The following is a 14,040-nucleotide window of genomic DNA, read 5'->3' as shown; positions in this document are numbered from 1 at the left end:
ACTCTATTACTGCGGAGAGACCAGCCCGGTGTCGTACGCGTGGATGATCGCGGCGGCGCGGTCACGCAGGTCGAGCTTGATGAAGATGTGGCCGATGTGGCTCTTGACGGTGAGCCCGGAGATGCTGAGTTCATCGGCGATCTCGGCGTTGGAATGCCCCTTGGCGATCAGTGCCAGCACGTCGAGTTCTCGAGCCGTGAGATCGCCGACGGCGGCGGTGCGACGCGGTTCAGCGGACTTGCGGTACGTGGTGAGCACCCGTGAGGTCACCGCCGGGTCGAGATAGCTGTCGCCCTGTGCCACCGCTCGTACCGCTCGGATCAGTTCCTCGGCGGACGAGTCCTTGAGTACGAATCCGCTGGCCCCGGCGCGCAGCGCGCCCGAGAGCAACTCGTCGTCGTTGAAGGTGGTCAACGCCAGTACCGGAGGTCCGTCGACGGCGGTCACCTGCCGGGTGGCCTCGATCCCGTCAACGCGTTTCATCCGCAGATCCATCACCACCACGTCCGGGCGGTACCGGCCGATGGCATCGGGCACCTCATCGCCATCGGCGCATTCGGCGATGATCGTGAAACCGTCCTTGCGCCGCAGAATGCGCCGCAGCCCGGAGCGCACCAGTTCCTGGTCATCGACCAGGAGAACCGCGACCTCGCCCACGGGATCGGTCATGACACCACAGGGCACCAGTGGGGCGCCCGGTCTGTGTCGTCCAACGGAATGTTCGTGCGCACCGACCATCCGTCGTCGGCGGGTCCGACGCTGATGATTCCGCCGAGCAGTTCGACGCGTTGGCGCATTCCGCGCGTACCGCGGCCCTCCACATCGCGGCGGTTCTTGACGGCAACGGTGGGGACCGGGAGTCGGTTGGTAACCGTCAACGTGGCCGAGGTTCGGGAAATCCTCAGTAGCACCGTCGATTCCGCATCAGGTGCGTGCTTGGCGATATTGGCCAGTGACTCCTGGGCGATGCGGTACAACGCCAAGCCCACCGCGGCGGAGACCACATCGGTGCGGCCGGTGGCATCGAAATTCACGTCGAGCCCGGCACGCACGAAATCGTCGATCAGGAAACAGATGTCGTCGACCCCGGGTTCGGGTGCCATGCCCATCGGGGCGCCGTCGAGAAGTCCGACCGTGCGTCGGATGTCGGCCATGGCCTGGCGGCCCAGGCGTTCGGCCTGCTCCAATGCCTCGACCGCATCGTCGACGTCGCGGTCCTGCTGTAACCCGCGGCGCGCCCCGGTCACGTGCAGCAGGGTCACGCTCAGCGAATGCGCGATGACGTCGTGGACCTCGCGGGCGATACGTCGCCGCTCATCGGCCGCGGCGTGACGGGCCTGCGCGGCTTGTGACTCCTGTTGCTCGCGCATGAGCTGCTGCTGGGTGTGCACGAGATAGCCCACCAGCCAACCCATGCCGAGGATTCCCAGATACAGCGGTAGCGCATCGAGACGGTGCTGGGCCGCAGCGGTCAGCAGCAGGGTGGCCGCGGTCAGCGACGCGAGGAACCCGGCCCACATCCCGGACAGTGAGGCGACCTCGCCGACCATCAGCACCGCGATCAGCGGAGCGAAGTCATTGGCGACCGGTGTCGCCGTCGCGAACAGCAGGATCGCGGTCGAGGTGGTCCAGGTTGCCCAGACGATCGGAGCCTTGAAATCGACACCGGACAGGTAGAACAACGCGAACGGAGCGACACAGACGACGACTGCGAGCAGGCCTGCCGGATGGTCGGCCATGGGGCGCTGCAACATCGCCACCACACCGGCACCCATCACGGTGGTGTCGAACGCCAACACGATGGCCCAGTTGTAGCCGACCGGGAGGGCATATCCCCGCCGGCGTGCGTGGGCACGTAAGGCGCATGCGATGCTCCCGAGCATGCGCTGATCGTAGAAGGTGAACGTGCTGCTGCGCCTCCTACTACAGTCGGATTTTCCGGGGGCGGACTCTCTGGTGCCGGATTTCAGCACTCAGAGTCGCCACATCTCGCGCGCCATCGCTGCGTCCTCGACGAAGCCTTCACGCCGCGGTGGATAGTAGGGCTGCTTCAGGTCGGGCCGGGGAACGGCGGCCAGTGCCGCGGCCACTGCGGCCACCGCGCGCCGCCAGAGACCGGGAGTGACGACGGTGTCTGGCGCCGTCCATCCACGGGCCAGGTCGGTCACTGAATTCGCGATCGAGATAGCTGGGGAACGCTGTGCTCGTGTCATGCTTCGACGCTATGAAGAACGCAGGTCAGCCCGCATCGCGCCGGCGTCGGATCTTGACCTACGACCGTAGTAGGAGATCTGCACCGACCACAGGACGATGGCGCCACAAGTGGTTAGGCTCCTGTCGTGGTCTCGAGCTCGACCCGTAGGCGTGGTCCCCGGCGTGATGTCGACACCCGAGCACTGATCGTCGATACCGCCGAGCGGATGTTCGCCGAAGCCTCGATCGGTGCGGTGGCTTCGCGGGCAGTGGCGCGCGAAGCGGGCGTGGCCAGTCGCGCGGTGGCCTACCATTTCCCGGCCAAGCGGGACCTGGTGTCGGAGGTGGTGCGGCGGCGGGCGCCGATGGTGTTCCAGGCGGCTGTCCAGGAGCTGGTGCGGGTGGCCGAGTCGGGCAACGAGATCGGGGTCTGCGACGTCGTCGAGGCTCTCGTCTCGCCCTATGTCAAGCTGCTCGACGAGGATCCGGTTGGTGGATTGCGCTGGCTGAAGGTGATGAATCAGCTTGCCCTGGAAGAAGGCCAGATCTGGCTCGATCAGTTGGCGGGCACACCGAGTCTGCCCGAGTTGTTCTTCGCCGCGGCGGGGCGCGCGGTGCCCGACATCCAGACCAGAGAAGGCCAGCAGCGCAGCACAATTGCGATTCTCGGGATGATCGGCGCGCTGGCCAGCTCTGACTTGGCGCTCTACGGTCGGCCTTTGGGGCCCGGCGGCTTGGACCGCGGATGGGTCCATCAGTTGGTTCGCTTCACCGGCAGCGGTTTGTGCGGCAAAGAGGGTCTGCCCGATTAGGATCGTTGCGTGCGGATCGACGGCCAGCAGCTTGCTGCCTTCGCCGCGGTGGTCGAGCTGGGGAGCTTCGACGCGGCGGCGCAGCGTCTGCATGTGACGCCGTCGGCGGTCAGTCAGCGGATCAAGGCCCTGGAGCAGCGTGTCGGCCAGGTTCTTGTGGTTCGCGAAAAGCCCTGCAAGGCAACGCCTGCCGGTGTTCCCCTGCTCAGGCTGGCCGCACAGACGGCGTTGCTTGAGTCCGAGACGCTGGCGGAAATAGGCGGCGGCGCCGGGCACCGCACCAGGATCGCGTTGGCGGTCAACGCCGATTCGATGGCGACCTGGTTCACCGGCGTGTTCGCCCGGGCGGCCGAGTTCCTGTTCGATATCAGGATCGAAGATCAGGACCTCTCCGCGCGCCTGCTGCGTGAGGGCGTGGTGATGGGCGCGGTCACCACCGAGCGGAACCCGGTACCGGGTTGTCGGGTGTATCCCCTGGGTGCGATGCGCTACGTGCCGGTGGCCGCCGCCGAGTATGTGCGGCGTTACCTGCCGGACGGGTTTACCCGCGATGCGGCGAAGGTGGCACCCTCGTTGTCCTGGAATCGTGACGATGCGTTACAGGATCAGTTGATGCGCAAGGTGTTCCGCAAAGATGTCCTCAGGCCGATCCACTACATCCCGACCGCTGAGGGTTTCGGCGCCGCGGTGCGGGCCGGGTTGGGCTGGGGGATGTACCCCGAGGAACTGGTGGACGACGACTTCGTCCGGATCACCGGGCAGTACCTGGACGTGCCGTTGTACTGGCAGTGCTGGAAGCTCGACAGCCCCATGGTCGACGCCGTCACGGCGGCGGTTCGCGATGCGGCGGCGAGCCTGCGCGGGCGCGCCGGATGAGATTTGGCACGACCTGAGTGAGAGGTGGCGATGAGTAGGACACATCGATACGAGGTCGAGGTGACCTGGACCGGCAATACCGGATCGGGGACCAGTGGTTACCGCGATTACGCGCGCGAGCATGACGTGACCGGCGTAGATACGCCGGGCAAGCCGACGCTGCTGGGGAGCGCCGATCCTGCCTTCCGCGGGGATTCGCAGCGCTGGAACCCCGAGGAACTGCTGGTGGTCAGCCTGTCCCAGTGCCACATGCTGTGGTATTTGGCGCTGTGTGCCCGTGAAGGCATCATCGTGACTGCCTACACCGATCGGCCAGCAGGCACAATGAGTGAAAATGCCGAGGGCAGCGGCGTTTTCACTGACGTCACACTCCGGCCGCAGGTGACCATCACCGACGGGGAGCGGGTCGGTGAGGCCACCGACCTACATCACGAAGCCCACCGGATGTGCTTCATCGCCAACTCGGTCAACTTCCCGGTGGCGGCCGAGCCCACCATCAACGCAGGCCCGGCCTAGCCACGGCTGTTTACTCCGCCGGCACCACGCCACGCGGCAGGATCAGCGGGAGATCGTTGTAGGTGACGATGCCGGGTGAGGCATTGACCACCGCGGGGATCGCGTTGATCGGGGGAGTGGCGGTCATGATGTGCCCCAGCACCATGAACTCCTCCAGGGTGGTGGCCTCGAAGTCCGGCGGCGGCAGGAAGCCGACTTTCATCGTCACGGTCGGACGGCCGGCCACCTCGATCACCCAGCCGTCCTGGTCGATCTGCCAATCCGGTTGCAACGTCTGGCCTTTGCGCCACCGCAGGGTGAGCTCGACGCGGGTCTTGTCGCCGATGATCCCCTTCCAGCTGACGAACACCCCGGCCACGCCTCCCGCCGGGATCGTCCACGAACCGAGGTCGAGATCCTCTGTGGTCTGGGCGTATTCAGCGTCGCAGCGGACCTCGTCGAACTCGATCCCGAGTGCGTCGCCGATCATCCGTACCGCTTCACCGAAGACCCCGGTGCCGTGGGCCGTCATGGCTTGTAGGTCTGGATGATCGATGGGCTGGCCTAATCCGACCGGCTTCTCGGTTTCTGGTGAGTCGTAGAAGGTGGTGTCGGCAGCCTCGTTGACGGTGATCTTGTCCACTCGGTCGCAGATGCCGGCGGCCACGACCGCCAACTGGTTCACGTAGCCCGGACTGATGCCCGACCCGAACATCGTCGACCCGCCCTTGCGGCAGGCCTCGGCGATGCGCTCGCGGCCCTCGCCCTGATTGTGGCCGGTGATGAACGACGCGGTCGCCACGACGTTGACACCGGCGGAGAGGATCTCGACGAGTTCGTCGACGTCGATCCACATCGGGTTGTAAACGACGACGTCCGGTTTCAGGGCCAGCAGCGCCTGGACGTCATTGGTGGCAGCGACCCCGAGGGGTTCGATGCCGACGAGCTCGCCGACATCCTTGCCGGCCTTGTCCGGTGACCATGCGTAGCAGCCCACCAGTTCCAGGGTCGGGTTGCGGGCGATGGCCGCCACCGAACTTTTTCCGACGTTTCCCGTCGTCCACTGGACAACCCGGTATGGAGAATTCTGTGACATGGCAACGGCTCGCTTCCTCGGTTTCGGGCAGTTTTCCACGACCGTGAGAAAAAGGGAAGAGTGGTCCTGGATCGGTCGCGCGAGCATCTAGAATTTGATCCGTGACCACCGGAAACGCACCTCGCCGGGGGCGGGGCCGGCCGCCGCGCATCGATCAGCAACAGATCGTCGCGGCGGCGCGCGCCATTGCTCCGGGTGCGCTGACGATGCAGGCGGTGGCGGATGCGCTCGGGGTGGACCGCACCACGCTGCATTACTACGTCGGCGACCGTGACGGTCTGCTTGCGCTGGTAGTGGCCGATTTGTTCGAGACCGAGCTGCGTTCGATCACGTTGCCCGAGGGCACCAGCTGGCAGGAGATCCTGCGTGCCTACGGCAACGCCATCCGCCACGGCGTGCTCAAGCTCGGCGTGACGGCCACGAGTTTCCAGTTGCGCGGGACGAGCGGGGCCGCCAGCCTTGCACTGGCCGAGCAGGTGCTGCGCGCCCTGGTCGATGGTGGATTCGGTACTGACGACGCCGGGCGGGTGCTCACCCTGGTGTCCGGGCTCGCGATGTCCGCCGCGCATGACGTCCTGGGATCGGTGGAGTCCCGGTTGCATCACCAGACACCCGAGGTGGTGCGGGCCCTCAAAGACCTGCCCTCCACTGACTTCCCGCTGCTCAGTGGCGTGGTGACCGACCGTGGCGTAGACGCGACCGCGGCCCAGGACTTCGACTTCAACCTCGACATCGTGATCGCCGGCTTGGAGCGGTTCCTGGCCAAATAAGTGCCGAATCGTCGCCTGGGTCCCGCGCTAGTACAGTACTCAGCATCTCCTCAGGCGGAACTGGAGTTCCGTCTGGGTAAATGGTCGAGTGCACGGGGGAGGCGCAACGGTGTTCCGATTGCTCAAGAAGGTGTGGATACCGCTGCTGCTGGTCGTTGTTGTCGCCTTGGGTGCGTACGTGATTCTCCGTATTCGCGAGCCCGCAGACGCAGGCCCGAATCTGGCGGAGGGCTCCGGAATTACCGCAAACTTCAACCCGAAGCACATCACCTACGAGATCACCGGGGCGGGTGGGACGGCGAACCTCAACTACCTCGATGAGAACGGTCAACCCAATCTCATCGAAAATACCCCGCTGCCTTGGTCATTCACGATCGTGACGACGCTGCCTTCGATGTCGGCCAACATCATTGCCCAGGGGGAGCGCAACGTCAGTGACCTTCGCTGCAGGGTGACAGTTGACGGCGTGGTGCGCGACGAGCGAGCGAGCACCGACACAATCAAACCGTTCATCTACTGCTTGGTGAAATCCGTATGAGCAACGCGCACACGAAGTCTCATCCTCCGTTCCTCGGCCGGATGGTGCGGATGTTCTCGATACCGATCCTGCTGTTCTGGGTGCTCGTCGCCGTCGTCCTGGGCGCGTTTTTCCCGTCACTGGGCGAGGTCGCGGCGACCCGGTCGGTGCCGATCAGCCCGATCAACGCGCCGTCCTATCAGGCGATGCTGAATATCGGCAAGGTATTCGAGCAGTACGATTCGGACTCGACGGCGATGGTCGTGCTGGAGGGCGAGGACAATCTCGGCGCCGAAGCGCACAAGTTCTATGACCAGATCGTCGCCAAGCTGAACGCCGATCACGAGCACGTGCAGAACGTTCAGGACTTCTGGAGCGACCCGTTGACGGCGGCGGGCTCACAGAGTGTGGACGGCAAGTCGGCCTACGTGCAGATCTTCCTCAACGGCTCGCAGGGCACCAGCGCCAGCCACGAATCGGTCGCCGCGGTACGTGACATCGTTGCCTCGGTTACCGCGCCGCCGGGCATCAAGGCCCATGTTGCGGGCAACACGGTCCTCAACGCCGACACCAGTGTGGCGGGGCATCAAAGTATGGCGACGATGGAGTTGGTATCTGTCGCCATCATCATCCTGATGCTGCTGTCCATCTACCGCTCCGTGGTGACGATGCTGGTGTCGATGCTGGTGATCGGTCTGGGACTGTTTGCCGCAATGGGTGTTACGGCCATATTCGGCAACCTGAACATCATCGGTTTGACCCCGTACGCGGTGAGCATGGTGACCATGTTGTCGCTGGCCGCGGTAACGGATTACGTGATCTTCCTACTGGGCCGATATCACGAGGAGCGAGCCAAGGGACTGGATCGCGACGACGCGTTCTATGTCGCCTACAGCGGCGTCTCCCACGTCATCCTCGGCTCCGGGCTGACCATCGTCGGCGCCTTGATGTGCCTCAGCATGACGACGCTGCCCTACTTCCAGACCATGGGGCCGCCCTGCGCGATAGCGATTCTGGTGGTCATCGCCGCGTCACTGACGTTGGCGCCGGCGGTTCTCACCGTGGCATCGAAGTTCGGACTGCTCGACCCCCGGCAGAATCTGTCGACCCGGAACTGGCGCAAGGTCGGAACCGCCACGGTTCGCTGGCCCATTCCGATCATCCTGCTGACCGGCATGGTCGCTGTCGTGGGATTCGTCAGTCTGCTGACCTATGTGCCGCAGTACAACGACCAGAAGTTCACCCCCGCGGACATGCCCGCCAACCTGGCCATGGCCGTCGCGGACCGGCATTTCTCCCAGGCCCGGATGAACCCCGAACTGCTGATGCTTGAGACCGATCATGACCTGCGTACCCCGGCGGACATGCTGGTGATCGAAAAGGTCGCCAAGAGTGTGTTCCGCATGCGGGGCATCGATCGGGTGCAGACCATCACCCGCCCACTGGGCGCACCGATCGAGCACAGTTCTATCCCATTCCTGCTCGGCGCGCAGAACGCCGGCACACTGCAGGCCGCTAAGTTCAACAACGACAACTCGGCTCAGATGCTCGAGCAGGCCGACGAACTGAGCAGGACCGTCGCCAACATGGAACGCATGTACGCCATCACCAAGGAGATGACCGAAACCACCCACAGCATGGTCGGCAATACCCACGACATGTTGGAAGTCACCCAGGAAATGCGCGACAACCTGGCCAATTTCGATGATTTCTTCCGGCCGATACGGAACTACCTGTACTGGGAGCCGCACTGCGCCAACATCCCGGTCTGCACCTCAATGCGGTCGATCTTCGACACCTTGGACGGCATCGACGCCCTCACTGACAAGATGCAGCTGCTTACCACCGACATGGACCGCTTAGATGAGCTGATGCCGCAGATGTTGCCGGTGCTGCAACAGACCATCGACTCGATGAAGACGATGCGCGACTTCATGATCGCGACCCACAGCACCATGGCCGGAACCCAGGCCCAGCAACAGGAACTGGCCAAGGGCGCCACCGAGATCGGTCTGTATTTCGATCAGGCCAAGAACGATGACTTCTTCTACCTGCCGCCGGATGTGTTCGACAATCCCGACTTCCAGCGCGGGATCAAGATGTTCATGTCGCCGGATCACAAGTCGGTCCGGATGATCATCACCCACCAGGGCGACCCCGCTTCGGTGGAGGGCATCGAACATGTCCGGGATCTCAAAGATGTCGTTGCCGACGCCCTCAAGGGCACCCCGCTGGCCACCGCGAAGGTCTCGCTCGCCGGTACCGCGTCGCTGTACGCCGATATGCAGGACGGCGTCGTCACTGACCTGATGATCGCACTCATCGCGTCGCTGATCCTGATCTTCTCGATCATGCTGATCATCACCCGCAGCGTGGTGGCGGCGTTGGTGATCGTCGGCACCGTGGCCGCATCGCTGGGTATCGCGGGCGGTTTGTCGGTGCTGCTCTGGCAGGACATTTTGGGCCTGGGCGTGCAGTGGATCGTGCTCCCGTTGTCGATGGTGATCCTGCTGGCAGTGGGTTCGGACTACAACCTGCTACTGGTCTCGCGCCTCAAAGAAGAAATACATGCCGGGCTCAACACGGGCATCATCCGAGGCGTGGGGGCCACCGGACGCGTCGTCACGGCGGCAGGCTTGGTGTTCGCCTTCACCATGATGGCGATGTTGGTCAGCGACCTGCGGGTGGTCGGCCAGCTGGGCATGACCATCGGTATCGGCCTGATCATCGACACGTTGATGGTGCGCGCGTTCATGACGCCGTCGATCGCCGCGGCGCTGGGCCGCTGGTTCTGGTGGCCGCTCAACACCTTTGAGATCACCCGGCAGGGCCGGCTCGATCGCGAAGCGCAGGCCCGGAAGTCGGCCGGCGACACCGACGACAGCACCGCACCGATACCGACAACCACGGGGTGACGGTCGTGAGTGGCCCGGATGACAAACCTGACGCAGAGCCGAAACTGCGTCAGCGCACGGTGGGCCGACTCGACCGATCGCGTGATCCGGCCATCCTCAACGCGGCATTGGCTGCGTTGGCCGAAAACGGTTACGTCGATACCAATATGAACGACATCGCCGCGCGGGCCGGTGTTGGTAAGGCGGCCATCTACCGTCGCTGGTCGTCGAAGGCCGCGTTGATCACCGATGCGCTCGTGTACTGGCGGCCCGACCTGATGGAGGACGACGCACCCGACACCGGCTGTCTGGAAGGCGATTTCGACGAGATCGTGCGGCGCGCCGCACGAAGTGACAACGACCTCTTCTCGTACGACCTGGTGCTGAGGGTGGCGGTCGAGGCCACTCACGACCCACACCTCGGCTCGGCGCTCGAAGATCTGATGCTGCTCAAGGGCCGGCGGGTGGTGACGACGATCCTTGAGCAAGCCGTCGCCCGCGGCGAGGTGGCCGCCGACCGGGACTGGTCGTTGGTGGCCGATGTGCTCACCGGCATGGGCCTGATGCGGGTGGTCAACGGTCAGCGTGTCGACTCGAAATATGTCCGCGATGTCATCGACACCCTGATCCTGCCGGCCGTTCGAGGCCGATGACGTGGATGTCCCGGTGCCCCGGCGCCGGGCCGCCGGGGCCATCGGGTGTAGCTTTGTAGGTAGTCGCGGTGATCAACCATCGCTTGCTATCCAAACCAATGCGGTAGTCCCGCACCTGTCAAGGACACTCTTATGGAATCGTCCGAACTGTTTTCACACCCCGAGCAGCAAGAACCCGTATCGGCGGTCGAGGGCACGAATCCCACGTCGTCGGACATGGTCTTCTCGGACCCGCCCAGGTCGCAGGCCCGCGTAGACGCGCCGTCGTGAACGGCCTCAGCGGCACGCGACGGCTGGCCAGTCCGGTCCGACTCACCCTCGCGGGTCAGTTGGGCACTGACATTGACGGAGCGTGGTGGCCGCATACCGCGTCGGTGGCGAGCGAACTGCCGGAACTCGTCGGAGTTCTGCATCGATCGCTGGGGGAAGTTGTTGATATCCGCGTCAATTGGTCGGCCGCTGAGGGCCAGTTGAATCTCGACTCGATCGTGACCGGCACTCGCCTGCCGGCAGGCGTGAAGCTCAGTCGGCCGCGTCTGATGTTGGTGGCGGGCCGTGACCAGTGCGTGAAACTCCTTGTCGTCCCCTGCAGGACGTCCGTTACCCTCGGCGGGCTGGTGATGCGTTGTGCCGCAGGGATGCCCGTGGAGGAGTCGGTGCGGAACACGCCGGTGTTCGACACCGCAGATCGTGTGCTGTCCGTTGCACGGGTCGAATCTGCGCGATGGTCGGTGCAACTAGCGGCGCAGGCGCCGGTGTGACATGAAAATGGGCTGGTACGGAATCATCCGTACCAGCCCATGATCAAGTCTTGGGGCGATTAGATCGCAGTGACTCCCACCGCCTGGGGGCCCTTGGCGCCCTGGGTGATCTCGAACTCGACGCGCTGGTTCTCCTCGAGCGACCGGAAACCGCCGCCGCTGATCTCGGAGTAGTGGACGAACACGTCCGGGGCGCCGCCGTCAGGAGCGATGAAGCCGAAGCCCTTCTCGCCGTTGAACCATTTCACAGTTCCCTGTGTCATATTTTTGCTTCTCTCATTGTAAATCTGGACGTACCAAAAACGTCCTGGCCAAGTATGACACGTGGATGGGTGCGGCGCCTAAAAGTATTTGCCTTTGCCGCGATCAGTTTGCTACCAGGCAACCCGCATTCCTTTCGGTGGAACGGTGACGACCGGAGGTGGCGGTCAGGCAGGGGCTTCGTGCGTGTCTTTCGTGTCTTTCTTGCCGAACGGCAGCACATGCATGATTGCCACGACCACAGTGCCGACCACCAGACCGATCACCGCCGATGCGGAGGTGTTGGTCAGCCAGGCCAGCGCTCCGCCGAAGGTATGGCCCGCCGCGTGGCGCACCGCTTCCTCGGCATGGTGGACCAGGCCGTAGAGCGTGTGCCAGCCCAGGGTGTCGGTCCCCGCCAGCAGGATGTGTCCGCCGACCCAGAGCATCGCGACCGTGCCGATCACCGACAGCGCCGACAGCAGCTTGGGCATCCCGGTGACCAGGCCCCGACCGATCTTCTGGGCCACCTGTGACGACCGTTGGGCCAGCACCAGACCCATATCGTCCATCTTCACGATGCCGGCCACCACGCCGTACACCACCGCGGTGATCACCACCGCGACGATCGCCAGGATGATCAACCGCGGGAGGAAACTCTGGTTGGCCACCTCGTTGAGCGCGATCACCATGATCTCGGCGGACAGAATAAAATCGGTGCGGATCGCACCGGTCACCATGTACTTCTCGGCGTCGCCGCCGACGGCAGTGGTGGGTTGTCCGCCAGTGTCGTGCCCGCTGTGGCCGAGGAAACGGCCCCAGACCTTCTCGGCGCCCTCGAAACAGAGGTACGTCGCACCCAGCATCAGAATCGGTGTCAGCAGCCACGGCGCGAACTGGCTGAGCAGCAACGCCGCAGGCAGGATGAACACGAGCTTGTTGCGCAGCGACCCGATCGCGATGCTCTTGACGACCGGAAGTTCACGGTCGGCGGTGAGGCCGTGCACGTACTGCGGCGTCACCGCGGTGTCGTCGATCACGACGCCGGCGGCCTTGGCTGTCGCTTTGCCGGTGGCCGCACCGATGTCGTCGATCGACGCCGCCGCCAACCGGGCCAGCGCGGCAATGTCGTCGAGCAGACCGAATAGGCCGGCGCTCACGGGTGCTGTCTCTTTTCGCCCATGACCGAAAAGGCTACCGACCGCTACATGCCGATGAGCGACTCGATCCAGCCTCGGGAAAAATACAGGATGAAGCCGGCAGCCACGACCCACAGCAGCGGGCTGACCTCGCGCGCTTTACCGGCCGCGGACCGCAGCACCGCCCAGGCCACGAAGCCGACGCCGATGCCGTTGGCGATCGAATAGCTGAACGCCATGGTGGCCACCGTGAGTACGACGGGCAGGGCCACCGAGAACTCCGAGAGGTCGATGTGGCGCAGCTGCGACACCATCATCGCGCCGACGATGACCAGCGCTGCGGCCGCGACCTCGGTGGGCACGATCGAGGCCAGCGGGGCGACGAACATGGCCGCCAGGAACAGTGCACCGGTGATGAGGTTGGCGAGCCCGGTGCGGGAGCCTTCCTCGATGCCGGCGCCCGATTCGATGAACACGGTATTCGAGGATGCCGACGTGGATCCGCCGACCACGGCACCGGCGCCTTCGACGATCAGAGCCGATTTCAGCCGCGGGAAAGTGCCCTGGGCGTCGGACAGCCCGGCCTCCCGCGACAGCCCGGTCATGGTTCCCATCGCGTCGAAGAAGTTGGCGAACACCAAGGTGAATACCAACATGATGGCCGCGAGCGCGCCGATTCGGCTGAAGCTGCCCAGGCTGACCTCGCCGACCAGGGACAGATCGGGCATGGCGAAGGGCGAGCCGGACAGCGCCGGTACCGACAGGCCCCAACCGCCGGGTTTGTCCTGCGCCGACCCGAGATGCCAGATCGCTTCGATGATCATCGCGACCACGGTGCCGGCGACCAATCCGATCAGGATGCCGCCGCGGACTTTTCGCGCCACCAGGACGCCCGTGACCAACAGCGTGAACACGAAGATGACCGTGGGCACGGTGTTGATCGAGCCGACCCCGCCGGTGCCGAGCCCCACCGGGGGCGACGGCAGCCCGGTCGAGCCGACGAATCCGGCGTCGACCACACCGATGAACAGAATGAACAGCCCGATGCCCGCGGTGATCGCCAGCTTGAGTTCCATCGGGACCGCATCGAACACCAGGCGGCGGAATCCGCTCGCGGCCAGCGCCACGATGACCAGTCCGTCGATGACCACCAGGCCCATGGCCTCGGGCCAGGTGACCGTACCCACCACCGTGGTGGCCAGAAACGAGTTGATGCCCAGACCCGCGGCGAAGGCGAACGGCAACCGCGCGATGATCCCGAACAGGATCGTCATCACCCCGGCGGCCAGGCAGGTGACGGCCGATACCTGGGCGAACTCCAGCTTGTTGCCCGCGACGTCGGGTGAGCCGGAGAGGATGACCGGGTTCAGCACGATGATGTAGGCCATCGCGATGAAGGTGACCAGGCCTCCGCGGACCTCGGAGAGGGCCGTCGAGCCGCGAGCCGAGATCTCGAAGAAGCGATCGAGTCGATTCATAACCGATGAGCCTAAGGTCGTGGCGCCCGACTCACGCCGCATTGCCGCACCGTGGGTGGCGTCGGGACCCTGTCCGAAAATCGCTTGACCTCAAGCTATGTTGAGATGTGATGCTG

At 64.5% G+C, this 14,040-nt stretch carries 15 protein-coding genes; 8 read left to right on the top strand and 7 right to left on the bottom strand.

Features of this window, described 5'->3' with window-relative positions; genetic code table 11:
• Positions 1-6 precede the first annotated feature (6 nt).
• The 3 genes from G6N44_RS15670 to G6N44_RS15660 all read right to left on the bottom strand — a co-directional run bounded on the left by G6N44_RS15670 (position 7) and on the right by G6N44_RS15660 (position 2,213).
• Positions 7-669: a response regulator transcription factor gene (locus G6N44_RS15670; RefSeq protein ID WP_163665473.1), complete on the bottom strand. Its 663-nt coding sequence runs from the start codon at positions 667-669 to the stop codon at positions 7-9.
• Positions 666-1,883 (bottom strand): sensor histidine kinase, encoded by a 1,218-nt coding sequence (locus tag G6N44_RS15665; protein ID WP_163665471.1) that lies wholly within the window; start codon positions 1,881-1,883, stop codon positions 666-668. Before G6N44_RS15665 ends, G6N44_RS15670 begins: the two co-directional genes overlap by 4 nt.
• Before the next feature lie 90 nt (positions 1,884-1,973).
• Positions 1,974-2,213 carry a hypothetical protein gene (locus tag G6N44_RS15660; RefSeq protein WP_163665469.1) on the bottom strand — a complete coding sequence of 80 codons (240 nt, stop codon included), beginning with the start codon at positions 2,211-2,213 and terminating at the stop codon, positions 1,974-1,976.
• A 126-nt stretch (positions 2,214-2,339) separates the two neighbouring features.
• On the opposite strand from G6N44_RS15660, the gene G6N44_RS15655 reads away from it, so the two are divergent.
• The 3 genes from G6N44_RS15655 to G6N44_RS15645 are packed head-to-tail and all read left to right on the top strand — an operon-like array spanning position 2,340 to position 4,397.
• On the top strand, positions 2,340-3,005 hold the full coding sequence (locus tag G6N44_RS15655) for a TetR/AcrR family transcriptional regulator (RefSeq protein WP_163665467.1): 666 nt from the start codon (positions 2,340-2,342) through the stop codon (positions 3,003-3,005).
• 9 nt (positions 3,006-3,014) lie between these two features.
• Entirely contained in the window at positions 3,015-3,881 is an 867-nt protein-coding gene (locus G6N44_RS15650; protein ID WP_163665465.1) for a LysR family transcriptional regulator ArgP, read from the top strand.
• A 30-nt stretch (positions 3,882-3,911) separates the two neighbouring features.
• On the top strand, positions 3,912-4,397 hold the full coding sequence (locus tag G6N44_RS15645) for an OsmC family protein (protein ID WP_163665463.1): 486 nt from the start codon (positions 3,912-3,914) through the stop codon (positions 4,395-4,397).
• 10 nt (positions 4,398-4,407) lie between these two features.
• On the opposite strand, the gene G6N44_RS15640 is transcribed toward G6N44_RS15645, so the two are convergent.
• Positions 4,408-5,472 carry an NAD(P)H-dependent amine dehydrogenase family protein gene (locus G6N44_RS15640; RefSeq protein WP_163665461.1) on the bottom strand — a complete coding sequence of 355 codons (1,065 nt, stop codon included), beginning with the start codon at positions 5,470-5,472 and terminating at the stop codon, positions 4,408-4,410.
• A gap of 101 nt (positions 5,473-5,573) precedes the next feature.
• Here G6N44_RS15640 and G6N44_RS15635 point away from each other — a divergent pair, with 101 nt between their 5' ends.
• The 5 genes from G6N44_RS15635 to G6N44_RS15615 all read left to right on the top strand — a co-directional run bounded on the left by G6N44_RS15635 (position 5,574) and on the right by G6N44_RS15615 (position 11,067).
• The gene (locus G6N44_RS15635) at positions 5,574-6,242 is read left to right on the top strand and encodes a TetR/AcrR family transcriptional regulator C-terminal domain-containing protein (RefSeq protein WP_163665459.1); all 669 of its coding nucleotides are present in this window, start codon (positions 5,574-5,576) and stop codon (positions 6,240-6,242) included.
• A 109-nt stretch (positions 6,243-6,351) separates the two neighbouring features.
• Complete coding sequence (locus G6N44_RS15630; RefSeq protein ID WP_163665457.1) at positions 6,352-6,780, top strand: MmpS family transport accessory protein; 429 nt, start codon at positions 6,352-6,354, stop codon at positions 6,778-6,780.
• The gene (locus G6N44_RS15625; RefSeq protein ID WP_163665455.1) at positions 6,777-9,674 is read left to right on the top strand and encodes an MMPL/RND family transporter; all 2,898 of its coding nucleotides are present in this window, start codon (positions 6,777-6,779) and stop codon (positions 9,672-9,674) included. The genes G6N44_RS15630 and G6N44_RS15625 overlap by 4 nt, the downstream gene beginning before the upstream one ends.
• Before the next feature lie 5 nt (positions 9,675-9,679).
• Positions 9,680-10,306, top strand: a complete 627-nt coding sequence (locus G6N44_RS15620; protein ID WP_235682744.1) for a TetR/AcrR family transcriptional regulator — start codon at positions 9,680-9,682, stop codon at positions 10,304-10,306.
• A gap of 266 nt (positions 10,307-10,572) precedes the next feature.
• Positions 10,573-11,067, top strand: coding sequence for a DUF5994 family protein (locus G6N44_RS15615; protein ID WP_163665451.1), 495 nt, complete (start codon positions 10,573-10,575; stop codon positions 11,065-11,067).
• Positions 11,068-11,126: 59 nt separating this feature from the next.
• Here the strand turns inward: G6N44_RS15615 and G6N44_RS15610 are convergent, their stop codons facing one another.
• From G6N44_RS15610 to G6N44_RS15600, 3 genes are all read right to left on the bottom strand, one after another.
• Positions 11,127-11,330: a cold-shock protein gene (locus G6N44_RS15610; RefSeq protein WP_055110820.1), complete on the bottom strand. Its 204-nt coding sequence runs from the start codon at positions 11,328-11,330 to the stop codon at positions 11,127-11,129.
• A 165-nt stretch (positions 11,331-11,495) separates the two neighbouring features.
• Complete coding sequence (locus tag G6N44_RS15605; protein ID WP_163665449.1) at positions 11,496-12,467, bottom strand: DUF808 domain-containing protein; 972 nt, start codon at positions 12,465-12,467, stop codon at positions 11,496-11,498.
• A gap of 44 nt (positions 12,468-12,511) precedes the next feature.
• Positions 12,512-13,924 (bottom strand): NCS2 family permease, encoded by a 1,413-nt coding sequence (locus G6N44_RS15600; protein WP_163665447.1) that lies wholly within the window; start codon positions 13,922-13,924, stop codon positions 12,512-12,514.
• Between the last annotated feature and the right edge of the window lie 116 nt (positions 13,925-14,040).

The organism is Mycolicibacterium alvei, from assembly GCF_010727325.1.
Lineage (GTDB): Bacteria > Actinomycetota > Actinomycetes > Mycobacteriales > Mycobacteriaceae > Mycobacterium > Mycobacterium alvei.
The sequence above is the reverse complement of the archived record's forward strand: the minus strand, read 5'-3'. Positions and strand labels throughout refer to the sequence as shown.

Coding starts and splice junctions, on each gene's coding strand:
- G6N44_RS15610 (WP_055110820.1), bottom strand. CDS start 11,330: ATGACACAGGGAACTGTGAAATGGTTCAACGGCGAGAAGGGCTTCGGC.
- G6N44_RS15640 (WP_163665461.1), bottom strand. CDS start 5,472: ATGTCACAGAATTCTCCATACCGGGTTGTCCAGTGGACGACGGGAAAC.
- G6N44_RS15665 (WP_163665471.1), bottom strand. CDS start 1,883: ATGCTCGGGAGCATCGCATGCGCCTTACGTGCCCACGCACGCCGGCGG.
- G6N44_RS15660 (WP_163665469.1), bottom strand. CDS start 2,213: ATGACACGAGCACAGCGTTCCCCAGCTATCTCGATCGCGAATTCAGTG.
- G6N44_RS15645 (WP_163665463.1), top strand. CDS start 3,912: ATGAGTAGGACACATCGATACGAGGTCGAGGTGACCTGGACCGGCAAT.
- G6N44_RS15625 (WP_163665455.1), top strand. CDS start 6,777: ATGAGCAACGCGCACACGAAGTCTCATCCTCCGTTCCTCGGCCGGATG.
- G6N44_RS15600 (WP_163665447.1), bottom strand. CDS start 13,924: ATGAATCGACTCGATCGCTTCTTCGAGATCTCGGCTCGCGGCTCGACG.
- G6N44_RS15670 (WP_163665473.1), bottom strand. CDS start 669: ATGACCGATCCCGTGGGCGAGGTCGCGGTTCTCCTGGTCGATGACCAG.